Source organism: Streptomyces sp. NPDC016309 (assembly GCF_043077235.1).
In the GTDB taxonomy this organism is placed as follows: Bacteria; Actinomycetota; Actinomycetes; order Streptomycetales; family Streptomycetaceae; genus Streptomyces.
Genome location: NZ_JBIBSG010000005.1, coordinates 69,432 through 81,879 on the forward strand (window position 1 = coordinate 69,432; position 12,448 = coordinate 81,879).

Consider the following 12,448-nt stretch of genomic DNA (forward strand, 5'->3'; position numbering starts at 1 on the left):
GGGACCGTAAGGCCCGCCCGGCAAAAGTCGTACAAGGTCGCCGAGAAGTGGCAATCCGTGCCTGCCGCCAATGGCGTGGCAAACCGGTCCATCTCGCAGGTCACGGGATGTCCGGGGCGGATGCGTGCGTCGCGGACCCTCGCGTCGAGCGGCCCGGAAGATGTGCCAGAGTTGCCACGTCGGGGCTGTGAGCACGTACGGTACGGCAACACAGGCGGGACAGCCGGGACAGCCGGGACACCGGGAAGGGGCAGCTGGGTTGACCACGCACGCACCGCAGGCGGCGCAGTCCGTGACGCTGCCGGCCACGCTCGGCGAGGCCGTGGCGGCGCTCAGCGCCATGCCCGCCGCCGTGCCCGTGGCGGGCGGTACGGACTTGATGGCCGCCGTGAACAAGGGCCAGTTGCGGCCCGCCGGCCTCGTCGGCCTCGGCCGCATCAACGAGATCCGGGGCTGGCAGTACCAGGACGGCCACGCCCTGCTGGGCGCCGGCCTCACCCACGCGCGCATGGGCCGCCCGGACTTCGCGGCCCTCATCCCCGCCCTCGCCGCCGCCGCCCGCGCGGCCGGCCCGCCCCAGATCCGCAACGCGGGCACCCTGGGCGGCAACATCGTCACCGCCGCGCCCACCGGCGACTCGCTGCCCGTCCTGGCCGCCCTGGAGGCGGACCTGGTCGTCGCGGGCCCCGGCGGCACGCGCGAGGTCCCGGTCACGCACCTGCTGGCGGGCCGGGAACTGCTCGGCCCCGCCGAGCTGATCGGTTTCGTCCGCGTACCCCTCCTGCACGCCCCCCAGGTGTTCCTGAAGGCCACCGGCCGGACCGGCCCCGGGCGCGCCACCGCGTCCGTCGCGGTCGTCCTGGACCCGGCGCGGCGCGGGGTGCGCTGCGCGATCGGGGCGATCGCCCCGATGCCGCTGCGGCCGCTGGAGGCGGAGCGCTGGATCGCGTCGCTGATCGACTGGGACGGCGACCGGGGCCTCGCTCCGGAGGCCCTCACGGCGTTCGGCGAGTACGTGGCGGCCGCCTGCATCCCGGACCCGCCGGGCGAGGAGCAGTTGCCGCCCGCCGTACTGCATCTGCGGCGCACGGTCGCCGCACTGGCCCGACGGGCACTGGGGAGGGCGCTGTCGTGACCACCGACGAGAACGACGACCGGCAGGGGCGGGGCGGCTGGCAGCCGACGCCCCAGGGCGAGTACGACAGCGACGCGACCGCCTTCGTGCAGCTCCCGCCGGACATGGCGTCCGGCGCCCCGCTGGAGGCCCCCGGCCACGGCTACGTGCCGCCGGAGGCTTGGGCGCCGCACGACCCGAACGCGACGTCCCAGTGGAGCTACCCGGCGCCCGCGCCCACGGAGCTGACCGGACAGTGGACCATCCCGGTCGCCCAGGGGGACATCCCGGACGAGTCGGGCGAGTTCACCACCTCGGCGCTCGCCTCGCAGTGGACCGGCGGCAACCCGCCGGCCACCCTCCCGGGCGGCGCCGCCGCCCCGTGGGCGACGCCGGAGCCGCACGGCGCCGGGGAACCGGCCCCGCGGGCCCCGGAGACCGCCCAGGGCGGCGCCCCGGCCGCCGCGGACCCCGCGGCGCACCCCGAACCCGTTCCGGCCCACGACCCGCACCACGCCCCGGCCCACGACCCGCACCACGCCCCGGCCGACGAGCCGCACCCGGACCCGCACCACGCCCCGGCCCACGACCCGCACCACGCCCCGGCCGACGAGCCGCACCCGGACCCGCACCACGACCGGGCGCCCGACCCGCACGCCCCGGCCCACGACCCGGACGCCGACGCCGGAGCCCCCCGGGAGGCCCACCCGGAGAGCGGCACCGAGGTCCACCGGGAGCCCCACCACGAGGCGGCCGGCCACGAGTCGCAGCGGGACGCCGCACCGGCCCCCACCCAGGTCACGGGCAGCGAGGAGCACCCGCACGTCTCGTACGTGCTGCGCGTCAACGGCAGCGACCGCCCCGTCACCGAGGCGTGGATCGGCGAGTCCCTGCTCTACGTGCTGCGCGAGCGGCTCGGCCTCGCGGGCGCCAAGGACGGCTGCTCGCAGGGGGAGTGCGGCGCCTGCAACGTCCAGGTCGACGGCCGGCTCGTCGCCTCCTGCCTGGTCCCGGCGGCCACCGCGGCCGGCAGCGAGGTCCGCACGGTCGAGGGACTCGCCACCGACGGCGAGCCCTCCGACGTACAGCGCGCCCTCGCCGGCTGCGGAGCCGTCCAGTGCGGCTTCTGCATCCCCGGCATGGCCATGACCGTGCACGACCTCCTCGAGGGCAACCACGCCCCGACCGAGCTGGAGACCCGCCAGGCGCTCTGCGGCAACCTCTGCCGCTGCACGGGCTACCGGGGCGTCCTCGACGCCGTACGGCAGGTCGTCGACGAACGCACCGCCGCCGCGGCCGCCGCGGCCGAGACGCCCGGCCCCGCCCCGGGCGCCGACGGACCCGGGGGCGGCGCGCAGGCCCGTATCCCGCACCAGATCCCCCACCCGCACGACGGAGGCACGGCGTGAGCAACGACGCGGCCACCGCCATCCCGGCGGTCGACGCCCCCCAGGGGCCCCAGCAGGAGACGCCGGCCCACGGCCTGGGCGCGTCCCTTCCGCCCGCCGACGCCCGCGCCAAGACCGAGGGCACCTTCCCCTACGCCTCCGACCTGTGGGCCGAGGGCCTGCTGTGGGCGGCCGTCCTCCGCTCCCCGCACGCGCACGCGCGCGTGGTCTCGATCGACACGACGGCCGCCGCCGAGATGCCGGGCGTCCGGGTCGTGGTGACCCACGCCGACGTCCCCGGCGACGCCACCTACGGCCGCACCGTCGCCGACCGGCCCGTCTTCGCCTCCGACCTGGTGCGCCACCACGGCGAGGCCATCGCCGCCGTCGCCGCCGACCACCCGGACACCGCCCGCCTCGCCGCCGCCGCCATCGCCGTCGAGTACGAGGTCCTCGACCCGGTCACCGACCCCGAGAAGGCGTTCGCCGCCCCGCCCCTCCACCCCGACGGCAACCTGATCCGCCACATCCCGCTGCGCTACGGCGACCCGGACGCCACGGGCGAGGTCATCGTGGAGGGCCTCTACCGCATCGGCCGCCAGGACCCCGCGCCGATCGGGGCCGAGGCCGGACTGGCCGTGCCCCGCCCGGACGGCGGCGTGGACATCTACACCGCCTCCACCGACCCGCACACCGACCGCGACCTCGCCGCCGCCTGCTTCGGACTCCGCCCGGACCAGGTCAAGGTGGTCGTCACCGGTGTCCCGGGCGCCACCGGCGACCGCGAGGACCCCGGCTTCCAGATCCCGCTCGGCCTCCTCGCCCTCCGCACCGGCTGCCCCGTCAAACTGGCCGCCACCCGCGAGGAGTCCTTCCTCGGCCACCCGCACCGCCACCCCACCCTGCTGCGCTACCGCCACCACGCGGACGCCGAGGGCCGCCTGGTCAAGGTCGAGGCGCAGATCCTGCTGGACGCCGGCGCCTACGCCGAGTCCTCCTCCGAATCGCTGGCCGCCGCCGTCGCCTTCGCCTGCGGCCCCTACGTCGTTCCGCACGCCTTCGTCGAGGGCTGGGCCGTACGCACCAACAACCCGCCCTCCGGCCATGTGCGCGGCGAGGGCGCGATGCAGGTGTGCGCCGCCTACGAGGCCCAGATGGACAAGCTCGCCGGACGCCTGGGCCTGGACCCCGCCGAACTGCGGCTGCGCAATGCGCTCGCCACCGGCGACATCCTCCCCACCGGCCAGACGGTCACCTGCCCGGCCCCGGTGGCCGAACTCCTCCAGGCCGTCCGCGACTTCCCGCTCCCCGCCCTTCCCAAGGACGGCCCGGAGGACGACTGGCTCCTCCCCGGCGGCCCCGAGGGCGCCGGCGAGCCCGGAGCCGTCCGCCGGGGCGTCGGCTACGCGCTGGGCATGGTCCACATGCTCGGGGCGGAGGGCACCGACGAGGTCTCCACCGCCACGGTCAAGGTCCACGACGGCGTCGCCACCGTCATCTGCGCGGCCGTCGAGACCGGTCAGGGCTTCACCACCCTGGCCCGCCAGATCGTGCAGGACACCCTCGGTATCGACGAGGTCCACGTCGCCCCCGTCGACACCGACCAGCCCCCCGCCGGCCCCGCCACCCACGGCCGCCACACCTGGGTGTCGGGCGGTGCGGTGGAGCGGGCGGCCAAGATGGTGCGCACCCAGCTCCTCCAGCCGCTGGCCCACAAGTTCGGCATGTCCACCGAGCTGCTCCAGATCACCGACGGCAAGATCACCTCCTACGACGGCGTCCTGTCGACCACCGTCATGGAGGCGCTGGAGGGCAAGGAGCTCTGGGCCACCGCCCAGTGCCGTCCCCATCCCACCGAGCCCCTCGACGACGCCGGCCAGGGCGACGCCTTCGTCGGCCTCGCCTTCTGCGCCGTGCGCGCGGTGGTGGACGTCGACATCGAACTCGGCTCGGTCCGGGTGGTGGAGATGGCCGTCGCCCAGGACGTGGGCCGGGTGCTGAACCCGGCCCAGCTCGCCACCCGCATCGAGGCGGGCGTCACCCAGGGCGTCGGCGCCGCCCTCACCGAGAACCTCCGCACCGCCCGCGGCCTGGTCCGCCACCCCGACCTCACCGGCTACGCCCTGCCGACGTCCCTGGACGCCCCGGACATCCGCATCGTCAAGCTCGTCGAGGAACGGGACGTCGTCGCCCCGTTCGGCGCCAAGGCCGCCAGCGCGGTGCCGGTGGTCACCTCGCCCGCCGCCGTGGCCTCCGCCGTCCGCTCCGCCACCGGCCGCCCCGTCAACCGCCTGCCCATCCGCCCCCAGGCGGCGGTCGCCGCGCCGTAACCGGGGCGCCCGGTCACGCACGCGCGAAGGGCGCGGCCCCGGTGGACGGGGACCGCGCCCTCAGGGCCTGTCTTCCGGATCTTGCCGGGCTCGCGTGATTTGGCACGCGCGTCTGCCGCGTTGTCGTCGGTCGCCACTGCTCCGCAGTGGCTCCTCCCTGATCCGGCCTGATCCGGCCTGATCCGGAAGACAGGCCCTGGCGCTGGAGACCGTGGCGGGATTCGAACCCGCGTCACCGGAGTTGCAGTCCGGCCCCTCAGCCTCTCGGGCACACGGTCGTGAGGTGCTCAGGTACGACCGTAGGGCGGCGGCCGCCCCGTCGGGAAGGACGGCGGGGCGGCCGCAACAGGACTGCCACACGCCGTTCATGGACGGAGGGCCGGCGGACGGGACGTTCCCCGCCCCCGACAGGCGCCACCGTGTCCCACGCCTCTTACGGTGAGGGGATGACCGCTTCGGAACGCCTCCGCACAGGCACCCCCACCGCCGGGGGGCACCGGCCCGGCGGTGTCCTCGGCCGGGACCACCGCGCGCTGAGCGTCGGCATCGTCTCGGTGGTGATGCTCATCGCCTTCGAGGCGACCGCCGTCGGTACGGCGATGCCGGTCGCCGCACGGGAACTGCACGGCGTCCCGCTGTACGCGTTCGCCTTCTCCGCGTACTTCACCACCAGCCTGTTCGCCATGGTGCTGTCCGGGCAGTGGTGCGACCGCGCGGGACCGCTCGCGCCGCTCGCCACCGGCATCGGCGCCTTCGCGGCCGGGCTGCTGACCTCGGGGACGGCCACGGCCATGTGGCTGTTCATCCTCGGGCGGGCCGTGCAGGGACTGGGCGGCGGGATGGTGATCGTCGCGCTGTACGTGGTCGTCAGCCGGGCGTACGAGGAACGGCTGCGGCCGGCCATCATGGCGGCGTTCGCCGCCGGGTGGGTCGTCCCCTCGATCGTCGGGCCGCTCGCCGCCGGCACGGTCACCGAACGGCTGGGCTGGCGGTGGGTGTTCACCGGCATCCCGGTGCTGATCGTCCTGCCGCTGGCGCTCGCCCTGCCGGCGATACGGCGGACGGCGTCCGGACCGGCGGGCGCGGAGGCGACGGCGGTGCCGTTCGACGGGCGGCGCGTCCGGTCGGCGCTCGGCATCTCCCTGGGCGCCGGACTGCTCCAGTACGCGGGCCAGGACCTCCGGTGGCTGTCGCTCGCGCCGGCGGCGGCCGGAGCCGCGCTGCTCGTGCCGTCCGCGCGCAGGCTGCTGCCGCGCGGCATCCACCGGGCCGCGCGCGGCCTGCCGTCGGTGGTGCTGCTGCGGGGGCTGGCGGCGGGGGCGTTCATCTCCGCCGAATCGTTCGTGCCGCTGATGCTGGTCAGCGAACGGGGCCTGAGCCCCACCCTGGCGGGGCTGTCCCTGGCGGTGGGCGGCGCGACCTGGGCGCTGGGCTCGTACATCCAGTCGCGGCCCCGGGCGGAGCCGTACCGCGAGCGGCTGATGGTGCTGGGGATGCTGCTGGTCGCGGCGGCCGTCGCGACCGCCCCGAGCGTGCTGATCGCCTCCGTACCGGTGTGGACCGTGGGCGTCGCCTGGGGGTTCGGCTGCCTCGGCATGGGGCTGGTCATCGCCTCGACCAGCGTGCTGCTGCTGAAGCTGTCGGCGCCGGAGGAGGCGGGCGCCAACTCGGCGGCCCTCCAGATCTCGGACGGGCTCTCCAACGCGGTGCTGCTCACCGTGGGCGGCGCCGCCTTCGCGGCCCTGGGCGGCGGCTCCCCGGCCGGCCACGCGACGACGGGCGGCGGCTCGCACCCGGCGGCCTTCGCGGCGGTGTTCCTGCCGATGGCCCTGGTGGCGCTGGTGGGGGCGTGGGTGGCGACGCGGCTCGGCAAGCCTGCCACCCCGCGCGGTGACGCCGGGCCGGCCGGGCCCGCGGCGGTGTGAGCCGCGTCGCACTCGGCGAGGTCACGGCGCCGTCCCGGCGGGGACGGCGCCGGGCCACCGGTAGGGTGGCCCGGTTGTCGTACGTACCGCCGAGAGACCGAGTCGGAGACCGTGACCACTACCGCCTCCCATCACCTCTCACCCGCCTTCCCCGGCCGCGCCCCCTGGGGTACCGCGAACAAGCTCCGTGCCTGGCAGCAGGCCGCGATGGAGAAGTACGTCCAGGAGCAGCCGCGTGACTTCCTGGCCGTCGCGACGCCCGGCGCCGGCAAGACCACCTTCGCGCTCACGCTCGCGTCCTGGCTGCTGCACCACCACGTCGTGCAGCAGGTCACCGTGGTCGCGCCGACCGAGCACCTGAAGAAGCAGTGGGCGGCGGCCGCCGCGCGGATAGGGATCAAGCTGGACCCGGACTACAGCGCCGGGCCGCTGAGCAAGGAGTACCACGGGGTCGCGGTCACCTACGCCGGTGTCGGCGTCCGGCCCATGCTGCACCGCAACCGCAGCGAGCAGCGCAAGACGCTGGTCATCCTCGACGAGATCCACCACGCCGGTGACTCCAAGTCGTGGGGCGAGGCGTGCCTGGAGGCGTTCGAGCCCGCCACGCGGCGCCTCGCCCTCACCGGTACGCCCTTCCGGTCCGACACCAACCCCATCCCGTTCGTCACGTACGAGGAGGGCAACGACGGCATCCGGCGGTCGTCCGCCGACTACACGTACGGATACGGCAACGCGCTCGGCGACGGCGTCGTCCGCCCGGTGATCTTCCTCAGCTACAGCGGCAACATGCGCTGGCGCACCAAGGCCGGTGACGAGGTCGCGGCCAAGCTCGGCGAGCCGATGACCAAGGACGCGATCTCGCAGGCCTGGCGCACCGCGCTCGACCCGCGCGGCGACTGGATGCCCAACGTGCTGCGCGCCGCCGACCAGCGGCTCACCGAGGTCAGGAAGGGCATCCCCGACGCGGGCGGCCTGGTCATCGCCTCCGACCAGGACTCGGCGCGCGCGTACGCCAAACTGATCCGCGAGATCACCGGCACCAAGGCGACCGTCGTGCTGTCCGACGACGCGGGGGCGTCCAAGCGGATCGACGAGTTCAGTGAGAGCCACGACCGCTGGATGGTCGCCGTCCGCATGGTGTCGGAAGGCGTCGACGTCCCGCGCCTGGCCGTCGGCGTCTACGCGACGACCATCTCCACGCCGCTGTTCTTCGCGCAGGCCGTGGGCCGTTTCGTACGGTCCCGCAGGCGCGGCGAGACCGCGTCGGTGTTCCTCCCCACCATCCCCAACCTCCTGACCTTCGCCAACGAGATGGAGGTCGAGCGCGACCACGCCCTCGACAAGCCCAGGAAGGAGGGCGAGGAGGACCCCTACGCCGAGTCCGAGAAGGAGATGGACGAGGCGAACAAGGAGCAGGACGAGGACACCGGCGAGCAGGACACGCTGCCCTTCGAGGCGCTGGAGTCCGACGCCGTCTTCGACCGGGTCCTCTACGACGGCGCCGAGTTCGGCATGCAGGCCCACCCCGGCAGCGAGGAGGAGCAGGACTACCTCGGCATCCCCGGCCTGCTGGAGCCCGACCAGGTGCAGCTCCTGCTGCGCAAGCGGCAGGCACGGCAGATCGCGCACAGCCGGCAGAAGCCGGCCGATGAGGCCGACCTGCTGGAACTGCCGGCCGAACGGCGTCCGGTGGTGTCGCACAAGGAGCTGCTGGAGCTGCGCAAGCAGCTCAACACGATGGTCGGCGCCTACGTCCACCAGAGCGGCAAGCCGCACGGCGTCATCCACACCGAGCTGCGCCGGGTGTGCGGCGGGCCGCCGAGCGCGGAGGCGACGGCGGGGCAGATCCGGGAGCGCATCAAGAAGGTCCAGGAGTGGGCCACCCGCATGCGCTGAGCCCGGGGCGGCGGGCGTCGGCCCATCGGCACATACCGGGGCGAAGACTGCGTACCGAAAACGCTTTCGCCCGGATTCTGGACGAGGGCTTCCGCTGAGCGGAGTCCCTCGCTACTGTCCCCGGCAATCGCAATGCAAACGCCCCGTGGCAGCGCCGCCGCGGAGCGCAGCCGGTGTGCCATGGCCTGCCGGCGGCCTCTCCGTGCGTCGCCGATGGGACCGGTGCCGCGTCCGCCTTTGAGAGTGTCCGCCGTCACTCACTCCGAAGGAGAGGGCGTCGTGACCGCGGAAACCTCCCAGACGCTCGACCGGGGACTGCGCGTCCTCAAGCTGCTCGCCGACACCGACCACGGGCTGACCGTCACCGAGCTGTCCACCAAGCTCGGCGTCAACCGCACCGTCGTCTACCGCCTGCTCGCCACGCTCGAACAGCACGCCCTGGTACGCCGTGACCTGGGCGGCCGCGCCCGGGTGGGCCTCGGGGTGCTCCGGCTGGGCCGTCAGGTGCACCCGCTGGTGCGCGAGGCCGCGCTGCCCGCGCTGCGATCGCTGGCCGAGGACATCGGCGCCACCGCCCATCTGACGCTGGTCGACGGGGCGGAGGCGCTCGCCGTCGCGGTCGTCGAGCCGACCTGGACGGACTACCACGTGGCCTACCGGGCCGGGTTCCGCCACCCGCTGGACCGGGGCGCGGCCGGCCGCGCGATACTCGCCGCCCGGCAGGGCGCCCTGAACGAGCCGGGCTACACGCTCACGCACGGCGAACTGGAGGCGGGCGCCAGCGGCGCGGCGGCCCCGCTGGTCGGGGTGACCGGCATCGAGGGCAGCGTCGGGGTGGTCATGCTGGCGGACGCCGTGCCGGAGCGGGTGGGCCCCCGGGTGGTCGACGCCGCCCGCGAGGTCGCCGACGCCCTCCGCTGACGCGGGTCCGCCGCATGCCCGCCGCCGGCCGGCGGCCGCGGGGCGGCCGATAGATTGGCACCGTGCTCTCCAGTCTCACGCGCCCCCGCGCCCTCGCCCTGTGCGCCCTGCCCGTCGTCGCCCTGCTCGTGGTCGCAGGGGCCGCGCCGCTGCCCTTCACCCTGGCGCAGCCGGGGTCGACCAGCGACGTCCTGGGGGAGCACAAGGGCCGGCAGGTCATCACCGTCTCCGGCGTGCCCGTCCGCCCGACCACGGGCGAGCTGCGCATGACGACCATCGTGGCCACCGGGCCGCGTGCCGACGTCGACCTCGGGGACGTCGTGGAAAGCTGGTTCCGCGGCGACCGGGCCGTCCTGCCGCGCGACTCGGTCTACCCGCCGGGCAAGTCCGACGCCGAGATCGAGAAGCGCAACATCGGCCAGATGCGCGAGTCCCAGAACAGCGCCGTCCGGGCCGCCCTCGGCTACCTCGGCAAGAGCCCCGAGCAGGTGAAGGTCGACCTGGAGCTCGCCGACGTCGGCGGCCCCAGCGCCGGGCTGTTCTTCGCGCTGGGGATCGTCGACAAGATCGAGGGCGACGGCTCGGGCGGCGACCTCACCGGCGGCCGCACGATCGCCGGTACGGGCACGGTCGCCGCCGACGGCACGGTCGGCGCCGTCGGCGGGGTGTCCCTCAAGACGCAGGCCGCGCACCGCGACGGGGCGACCGTCTTCCTCGTACCGAAGGACGAGTGCGCGGACGCCCAGGCCGAGAAGCCCGAGGGGCTGCGGCTCGTCCCCGTCACCACGCTCAAGGACGCGGTGTCGTCGCTGCGCGCCCTGGAGCGGGGCGGGAAGGTCCCGAGCTGCTGACCGGCCCCGGGGCGTCCATCTCCCGCCAGCTCGGGAAGAGCGCCGGGGTCAGCGTGGTCAGGAAGTACAGCCCGCCGACCGTCAGCAGCGTCGGTACCAGCCCCGCCCGCTCCACCAGGTAGCCCGCCCCGACCGCGCCCAGCGGCATGGCCATCAGCGCCCCGGCGGTCGTCACCCCGGCCACCCGGCTGCGCAGCGCGTCCGGGACCCGCTCGTACATCACCGTCGTCAGGATCGGGTTGAGCGTCCCGGAGCCCAGCCCGCCGGCGGCCGCGGTCACCACCAGCGGCCACACGCCGTCCGTCGCCGCCGCCATGAGGAACGGCGGCGCCCCGCTGACCAGGAACGCCAGCGTGAACACCGTCCGGCGCCGGCAGCGGTGCCCCACCATCGCGTAGAGCAGGGCGCCCAGCAGCGCGCACCCACCCCACACCGCCATGAGCAGGCCGATCGCGGCCGCCCCGCCCAGGTTCCGCTGGGCGTGCACCGGCAGGAGCACCGCGCTCCAGCTCTGGCTCAGGCCGTTGGTGACCATCACCATCAGGGTGATGCCCAGCAGCAGCCGGGAGCCGATCACGAAGGCGTACCCCTCGCGCAGCTCCGCCCGGTACCGCGCCGGCGAGACGGGCTCGGCGTCCCGGCGCGGCTCCGCGGCGGCCACCCCGCGCAGGCCGGCGGAGACCAGCAGCGCGGAGAGCCCGAAGGTCGCGGCGTCCAGCAGCAGCACCGTCTCCGCCCCGACCAGGGCGATCAGCACGCCCGCGAGGGCGGCGCCGGTCATCCGGGCGCCGCGCGACACCGCGTCGAAGAGACTGGCCGCCCGGGCGAGCGTGGTCCCGGCCCGCCCGGCGAGGTCGGGGACCAGGACGTGCCGCGCCGTCTCGCCGGGCGCGTGGAACAGGCCGGTGACGGCCATCAGGGCGCACAGCACCCAGAAGTCGAGCCGCCCGGCGCGGTGCAGGAGCGGGATGGCGGCGAGCGCGAGGCCGCAGACGAGGTCCGAGGCGATGCTGACACGCCGGCGGCCGATCCGGTCGATGACCGGTCCGCCGACGAGGGCCGAGACGACGACGGGCAGGGTGGCGCAGAAGGCGACGAGCCCCGCCTTGCCGGGGCTCCCGGTGGTCTGGAGCGCGAACCACGGGACGCCGATGAGGGTCAGTGCGTTGCCGCTGATGGATATGGCGTTGGCGGCCAGCACGGTGGCCAGCGGACGCCGGCTCCGGCCGCTCATGCCATACGGGCGGTGCGGGCCGGCGGGGTGACCAGGCGGAGGCCCAGTTCGACCAGCATCCAGCCCAGTTGGGCCCGCAGCGGGCGCCGGCGGGCCGGGCGCGGGGGAGCGGCGTCCCGCAGGGCGGCGGCGCGCAGCTCGTGCATCCGCAGGTGTATGTCGGGGTGCATGGCGGTGGTCGGTCCCTTCAGTCGTTCTGCTGGGGGAAGGCGTGCAGGTGGACGCGGACCTGGGTGGCGTCGGCGTCGGGTGCCGCCGCGCGGTAGCGGTCGATCACCGCGTGCAGTTCCTCGCCGAGGTCGTGGAGCTGCCGGGGGCCGAGGCGCAGGGTGAAGTCGCTGAGGTCGGCGTTCCTGACCCACTCGGCGGGCCAGTCGCGCATGGTGCCGATCCACGTCGACAGTTCCTGGCCGTGGAGGGTGGCGATCTCGTGCAGCAGGACGTTGACCGCCCCGCGCGTCTGCGGGTCCTCGTCGTCGAACAGCGAGGAGTCCCAGGCCGTGCCCTGGTGCACGGCCTGCCACCAGCGCTCGCGCCCCTTGCCGCGCTCGGGCGCGTCCTCGGTGAAGCCGTAGGAGGCGAGCTGGCGGAGGTGGTAGCTGGTGGCGCCGCTCGACTCGCCCAGCCGGTCGGCCAGTTGGGAGGCGGTGGCGGGGCCGTGGTGGCGGAGGGCGGCCAGCAACCGGATCCGCAGGGGGTGGGCCAGTCCGCGCAGCGAGCGTGGGTCCAACTGCCGGACCGGGCGGGCCCCTTGGTCGTTCTTCTCGGGCTCGGGCATGCCCTCAGCCT

At 75.1% G+C, this 12,448-nt stretch carries 10 protein-coding genes and 1 tRNA gene; 7 read left to right on the forward strand and 4 right to left on the reverse strand.

Going from position 1 to position 12,448, the window contains the following annotated elements; all coding sequences use genetic code 11:
- Nucleotides 1-259: 259 nt before the first annotated feature.
- The 3 genes from ACF068_RS13795 to ACF068_RS13805 are packed head-to-tail and all read left to right on the forward strand — an operon-like array spanning nt 260 to nt 4,832.
- The gene (locus ACF068_RS13795; protein ID WP_392274432.1) at nt 260-1,135 is read left to right on the forward strand and encodes an FAD binding domain-containing protein; all 876 of its coding nucleotides are present in this window, start codon (nt 260-262) and stop codon (nt 1,133-1,135) included.
- Nucleotides 1,132-2,523 (forward strand): 2Fe-2S iron-sulfur cluster-binding protein, encoded by a 1,392-nt coding sequence (locus ACF068_RS13800; RefSeq protein ID WP_392274433.1) that lies wholly within the window; start codon nt 1,132-1,134, stop codon nt 2,521-2,523. Before ACF068_RS13795 ends, ACF068_RS13800 begins: the two co-directional genes overlap by 4 nt.
- Complete coding sequence (locus ACF068_RS13805; protein WP_392274434.1) at nt 2,520-4,832, forward strand: xanthine dehydrogenase family protein molybdopterin-binding subunit; 2,313 nt, start codon at nt 2,520-2,522, stop codon at nt 4,830-4,832. The genes ACF068_RS13800 and ACF068_RS13805 overlap by 4 nt, the downstream gene beginning before the upstream one ends.
- A gap of 203 nt (nt 4,833-5,035) precedes the next feature.
- On the opposite strand, the gene ACF068_RS13810 is transcribed toward ACF068_RS13805, so the two are convergent.
- Nucleotides 5,036-5,110 (reverse strand) — tRNA-Cys (locus tag ACF068_RS13810).
- Nucleotides 5,111-5,278: 168 nt separating this feature from the next.
- Here ACF068_RS13810 and ACF068_RS13815 point away from each other — a divergent pair.
- From ACF068_RS13815 to ACF068_RS13830, 4 genes are all read left to right on the forward strand, one after another.
- Nucleotides 5,279-6,757 (forward strand): MFS transporter, encoded by a 1,479-nt coding sequence (locus ACF068_RS13815; protein WP_392274435.1) that lies wholly within the window; start codon nt 5,279-5,281, stop codon nt 6,755-6,757.
- 111 nt (nt 6,758-6,868) lie between these two features.
- Nucleotides 6,869-8,653, forward strand: coding sequence for a DEAD/DEAH box helicase (locus ACF068_RS13820; protein ID WP_392274436.1), 1,785 nt, complete (start codon nt 6,869-6,871; stop codon nt 8,651-8,653).
- A gap of 279 nt (nt 8,654-8,932) precedes the next feature.
- Nucleotides 8,933-9,574, forward strand: a complete 642-nt coding sequence (locus tag ACF068_RS13825) for an IclR family transcriptional regulator (protein ID WP_392274437.1) — start codon at nt 8,933-8,935, stop codon at nt 9,572-9,574.
- A 62-nt stretch (nt 9,575-9,636) separates the two neighbouring features.
- Nucleotides 9,637-10,425, forward strand: coding sequence for a PDZ domain-containing protein (locus ACF068_RS13830; RefSeq protein WP_392274438.1), 789 nt, complete (start codon nt 9,637-9,639; stop codon nt 10,423-10,425).
- Here ACF068_RS13830 and ACF068_RS13835 read toward each other — a convergent pair.
- The 3 genes from ACF068_RS13835 to ACF068_RS13845 are packed head-to-tail and all read right to left on the reverse strand — an operon-like array spanning nt 10,364 to nt 12,437.
- On the reverse strand, nt 10,364-11,659 hold the full coding sequence (locus tag ACF068_RS13835; RefSeq protein WP_392274439.1) for an MFS transporter: 1,296 nt from the start codon (nt 11,657-11,659) through the stop codon (nt 10,364-10,366). The genes ACF068_RS13830 and ACF068_RS13835 overlap by 62 nt on opposite strands.
- A complete protein-coding gene (locus tag ACF068_RS13840) occupies nt 11,656-11,829 on the reverse strand; it encodes a hypothetical protein (protein ID WP_392274440.1) in 174 nt (57 codons plus the stop codon). Before ACF068_RS13840 ends, ACF068_RS13835 begins: the two co-directional genes overlap by 4 nt.
- A gap of 17 nt (nt 11,830-11,846) precedes the next feature.
- The gene (locus ACF068_RS13845; RefSeq protein ID WP_392274441.1) at nt 11,847-12,437 is read right to left on the reverse strand and encodes an ArsR/SmtB family transcription factor; all 591 of its coding nucleotides are present in this window, start codon (nt 12,435-12,437) and stop codon (nt 11,847-11,849) included.
- Nucleotides 12,438-12,448: the final 11 nt, after the last annotated feature.

Coding starts and splice junctions, on each gene's coding strand:
- ACF068_RS13815 (WP_392274435.1), top strand. CDS start 5,279: ATGACCGCTTCGGAACGCCTCCGCACAGGCACCCCCACCGCCGGGGGG.
- ACF068_RS13835 (WP_392274439.1), bottom strand. CDS start 11,659: ATGAGCGGCCGGAGCCGGCGTCCGCTGGCCACCGTGCTGGCCGCCAAC.
- ACF068_RS13840 (WP_392274440.1), bottom strand. CDS start 11,829: ATGCACCCCGACATACACCTGCGGATGCACGAGCTGCGCGCCGCCGCC.
- ACF068_RS13845 (WP_392274441.1), bottom strand. CDS start 12,437: ATGCCCGAGCCCGAGAAGAACGACCAAGGGGCCCGCCCGGTCCGGCAG.